The following is a 4,105-nucleotide window of genomic DNA, read 5'->3' on the forward strand; positions in this document are numbered from 1 at the left end:
TATGGAAAGCTGGAGCGCCAGAACTTATCATTGATGCCATCGCGCAACGGCGTTGCATCGCAGGTGCGCCCCGATCCGGTTTGCGCCAAATAGCGCAATGCGCGTCCCGCAACCGTGTGTGCGCCCACCTTGTTTTTGAGTTCTGATGCGTCGTCCGTCTCTTTTGCCGTCCCGCGCCCGCCGTAGCGGATGGAGGCGCGCATAGTTGCGCCGATCTTGGCCTCGTTGAGCGTCGCCACCCGCACCCACTGCGCGTAGATGTCCTTGTTCGACACACTGGCAAAGGGCCGTGCCATCACCATGCGCTCAAGGTCTGGGCCAGACAGGCTCATGGTGTCACCGCCTTGATGTCGTTTTGGCTATGAGTGCCATGAGCGTCTGTGACATTCTCAGCCTGCGCCAGCCGCTCAAACTCCCCTTCGGGAAACAGCATGGCGCAGGCGTCTTTCAAATCCCCGAGCTCGCGCATCATGCCAGCCGAGACCTCAAGCCGCGCGTCCAGGACAACAAAGCCGCTAAAGCCGGCCAAAACAAAGCTGGCCCCACTGGCCTGCACAAATCGCACCAGTCCAGTGCCGTAAATCAGTGCCCCGCGCTTGGCGGCATCTGCTGGGGTCAGTGCCGTGCAGCGATCGCGCGCCCCCCGTTCATCTGGGGCGCGCGGCACGATAAACGCAACCTGCCGCCCTTGCCGCGCCACCCGCGCGCATGTTCTGAGTTGCTCTTCAAATGTCATGCCAAAGCCTTTCTGACCCGCGCGCAGGCCACATCAAACCAAGTTTCATTGATCTCGATCCCGATCGCATGGCGGCCATTTTGAACCGCAGCCACCATCGCGGCACCGCTGCCCATCATTGGGTCAAGCACCGTGTCGCCTTGGGTCGTTGAATTGAGAATGTAGTGTTCACACAGCGCGATCGGCTTTTCTGTCGGATGCGCTGTTTCCTTTGGGGCGTTGAGCTGAAAGCTCTGCTTTGAGCCGCAATGATTGATGCCTAGCGGATCGGCCTTGCCCTTCCACCAATACGTGGTGAACTCGAGGTTCTTCATGTACCAGCGGTTGCGCGTGGCGCGGATCTTGTCCCACACCAGCAAGTTGTGAAACTTCCAGCCCGCGCCCTCAAAGGCCGCCCCAGCTTGAAACAAGTTCTTGTCGTTGGTCATGATATAAGCGTCGGCATTGTCTTTGTAGGCGCGAAAGAACGGCCCGCCCAAATCATGCCAGGACGGCACGTCCATCAGCAGGCCGTCGTTCTCATAGTTTTCTTTGGCGAACAAACCGCCCATCGACTGATGCGCGTTGCCGCCCGACGTCAGCTTATAAGCCACATCGCAAAACAGCATGTCCGCCACACCGCGCAATTCTGGCAGCACTTCGCGGCAATCCCCAAGGATCAGCCGCGCGGTGCCGATGGTGATCTCGCGCCGGATGCTCATGAGGGGCCACCATGTGAACAAACGAGACAATCCCCAGCTTGCGCCACACCACAAAGGCATCGTGCATTGGCGTGACACGGCAGCATCGCTGCGCGAAAGTCGTAAACGGCCCCACAAACGGCCCCTTTGAGAGCCTGATAATGTGGTGCCAACGCAGCCATCGACCGTGCGGAGCACCGAGCGCCGCGATCAAAGCTGAGATCAATCGAAACCACCTCACTCGGGGCGGCACTGACATCGAGGCCAATCAAAATATGAACGGGCCCAGTCATGTCAGGCCCCTATGCAATGGCGTTAAAAACGAGCGCGCGCTTCGCCCACAAAGCGCGCGCCCCATTTCGGCCTCAAGGGGGAGGAGACGGCCGAAATTCCAAACCTGTGAAGAAAAGAGGCCGAGGGCACGCAGCCCCCGACCTGTTGCACACACAACGGTGTGCAAAGTTGCGCGATGAGAAACATGTCGCGCGAGCAGTCGCACGCACATCCCATCAATCGCGTAGGAACTAGAAATGGAGCCCGTCATCGCGTGCCCTCGGCTTTATCACGCAGAGCAGCGCGGAAACTCACCGCCACCGCAATCAGCTCATCCAACTCGACCAGCTGCTCGCTGGCTTCTTTGGCCGTGTAGTCGCTTGGATTGGCCGAAGTTGCGGAATGCGCCAGCGCATCCTTGGTCAAAACATCCGAGAACTCTTTGGCGATGCGATACACATCCGAGGCCGTCACGCCAGCCAGATCGACCGGCTGAAAAACCCCGCCTGCCAGCATCGCAAAATGCTTTGCGATCGGTGCGGCTGCGCGCGGCTCAATCCGCCCAAGGCTATCAAGGTAATTCACCCCGATGCCACCTGGTCGATGGTCGCTGCGTTCCGTCCCGTAGGATAAGGTCGACACGCCGATGCCAAGATCAGTCGACGCGTTTTCCAACCCGCCAACCGCGCCATAAGCTTCGCGCACCGCGTTTTGAATGCTGCCGGGTCTAGTGTAGCGCATGTGATAACTCCTTTCGGCATTTCACAAGACGGACCGCATGCTGCGTGGCAATTTGGGGGCAAGTGAAGGGTGGGAAATTAAGGGCGCGAAATGAAATATCAAACATCACGCAGCTCCAGACCTTGCAGAGGCAGGTGAATGATTGTCACATTCTACTATTTTGGCTTTATCTATGTACGCCAGAAGCCGCGCAGCAACTTCAGTGGTGCAATCACCGCCCTGTTTCATGCGCGCATAAAGGCGGCTATTTCCAACCGCACGACTGGTTACTGTAGCGGGGGAAATCCCCTTATTCCCAGCAAATGCCTCAACGGCGATAATGATATCTTGTTTTTTCATGACCGCATAAGGGACCATTGTCCCCTTTATGTCAAGGGACTATTGTCGCCTATCGAGGCACCGCGATGTTGACTTACAATATGCACATGAAAAGGTTTCACATCGCCCTATCCGACGCCATGCAAGCGTCAGGAATGCCACTAAAGCAAGTCTGCGAGACCGCAGGCGTGTCCTATGAGCAATTCAAGAAATACATGCAGCGCGCAAAGGTTGACCCCAACGTGTCAACAAATGTCGACACCGCAATTAAGATAGCTCACGTTTTTGGCATGACCTTTGATGAGTTTGTCGGCGACGACACTGCTCTTGTTCGGACTGAAGCCGTCGATCTATGGCGGAAACTGTCGGAAGGAGAGCGTCAGATTTTGCTAGCCGCTGCACGAGGAAAGACCTCTTAGAGGCGTCATTCTCAGCGACAATATTTCTCAAATGTACCAATACATCATAAACCAAATCCATTACCACCCTCCCCCGCATCAATTGGAACAAAATGAGAACAATACAACTAAAAGTCAAGCACAACACATTTCAAGGATAGCAACATATCTTAGGAAATCTCTGCCCGTTGTGAAAAATGTGGCGCGATCAATCAAGCCAATGCCCTCCCAAGCCACGCACGACGTTGCCGTCAAATGGGCTACGATTTAGACGGGAGGATAGACCTGTCCGACCGTGTAATAATCGCAAGTTAGGCCGCCCCCAAAAAGCTCAGCCAAAGTAGAACAGCTGGAGCTTTCAAAGACACAGCTTTCCAGTAAGTCAGCATTTAGTGCCTCTTTAAATCCAATTCCTTCCTGAGTGCCTCTATTCTCTGGAAGTGCTTCCACTACCTCAAAACTTTCCTCAGCAACCATGATTGAAAGCATTGCTTCATCACGGCTAAATGCAATGGCCATCCTGGCGGCACTCTTTCTATTTTTCGAATATAATCGTGAAGGCGTGAATGAGACAGTCTTCGAAATTTTGTGCCTAATTGACGTAGAAATACCAGACGCCCTTCAGGAAACATCCAGCCCCTCAGGCTCCGAATAAAATTCCAGAGCCTCAAGATGGATAGGCATCAAGTTCCAATTGTGAAACACCCCAATCACCCCGCCACGTGCGGGGTTTTCTAACACCTGTATAGCAAGATGATTCTCTTTCCAAAATTAATTTCGGGACATATGTCCCCTTATGCATTGACAGGGACATATGTCCCTTGGTAGAGACCACCCCATCACCCGCCGAAGACGCCACAGGCAGATCGCGGAATTTCATGATGGAGAGACCCATGTCCCGCATTCAACACACAGACTTTTCACTCAAAGGCAGCCCTGCGCCTGACGGCCCGTATTTC

At 54.9% G+C, this 4,105-nt stretch carries 8 protein-coding genes; 1 reads left to right on the top strand and 7 read right to left on the bottom strand.

Annotation, left to right across the window (positions count from 1 at the left end):
• The 6 genes from BM025_RS18405 to BM025_RS18425 form a co-directional block, all read right to left on the bottom strand.
• Positions 1-332 (bottom strand): hypothetical protein (locus tag BM025_RS18405; RefSeq protein WP_139204608.1); only part of this gene is annotated, 332 nt, incomplete at its 3' end.
• A complete protein-coding gene (locus BM025_RS18410; RefSeq protein ID WP_085850880.1) occupies positions 329-736 on the bottom strand; it encodes a hypothetical protein in 408 nt (135 codons plus the stop codon). The genes BM025_RS18410 and BM025_RS18405, both read right to left, overlap by 4 nt.
• Entirely contained in the window at positions 733-1,437 is a 705-nt protein-coding gene (locus BM025_RS18415) for a DNA-methyltransferase (RefSeq protein WP_170842240.1), read from the bottom strand. Before BM025_RS18415 ends, BM025_RS18410 begins: the two co-directional genes overlap by 4 nt.
• Positions 1,434-1,709 carry a hypothetical protein gene (locus BM025_RS19280; protein WP_170842241.1) on the bottom strand — a complete coding sequence of 92 codons (276 nt, stop codon included), beginning with the start codon at positions 1,707-1,709 and terminating at the stop codon, positions 1,434-1,436. The genes BM025_RS18415 and BM025_RS19280 overlap by 4 nt, the downstream gene beginning before the upstream one ends.
• A gap of 247 nt (positions 1,710-1,956) precedes the next feature.
• Positions 1,957-2,430, bottom strand: a complete 474-nt coding sequence (locus BM025_RS18420; protein ID WP_090875485.1) for a hypothetical protein — start codon at positions 2,428-2,430, stop codon at positions 1,957-1,959.
• 105 nt (positions 2,431-2,535) lie between these two features.
• On the bottom strand, positions 2,536-2,769 hold the full coding sequence (locus BM025_RS18425) for a hypothetical protein (RefSeq protein WP_244515908.1): 234 nt from the start codon (positions 2,767-2,769) through the stop codon (positions 2,536-2,538).
• Between the two features lie 134 nt (positions 2,770-2,903).
• Between BM025_RS18425 and BM025_RS18430 the strand changes: the two genes are divergently transcribed.
• Complete coding sequence (locus BM025_RS18430; protein ID WP_139204609.1) at positions 2,904-3,167, top strand: hypothetical protein; 264 nt, start codon at positions 2,904-2,906, stop codon at positions 3,165-3,167.
• A 246-nt stretch (positions 3,168-3,413) separates the two neighbouring features.
• Here BM025_RS18430 and BM025_RS18435 read toward each other — a convergent pair whose 3' ends face one another.
• Positions 3,414-3,665, bottom strand: coding sequence for a hypothetical protein (locus BM025_RS18435; RefSeq protein WP_085850885.1), 252 nt, complete (start codon positions 3,663-3,665; stop codon positions 3,414-3,416).
• Positions 3,666-4,105 lie beyond the last annotated feature (440 nt).

The organism is Pacificibacter marinus (assembly GCF_900109555.1).
GTDB lineage: Bacteria > Pseudomonadota > Alphaproteobacteria > Rhodobacterales > Rhodobacteraceae > Celeribacter > Celeribacter marinus_C.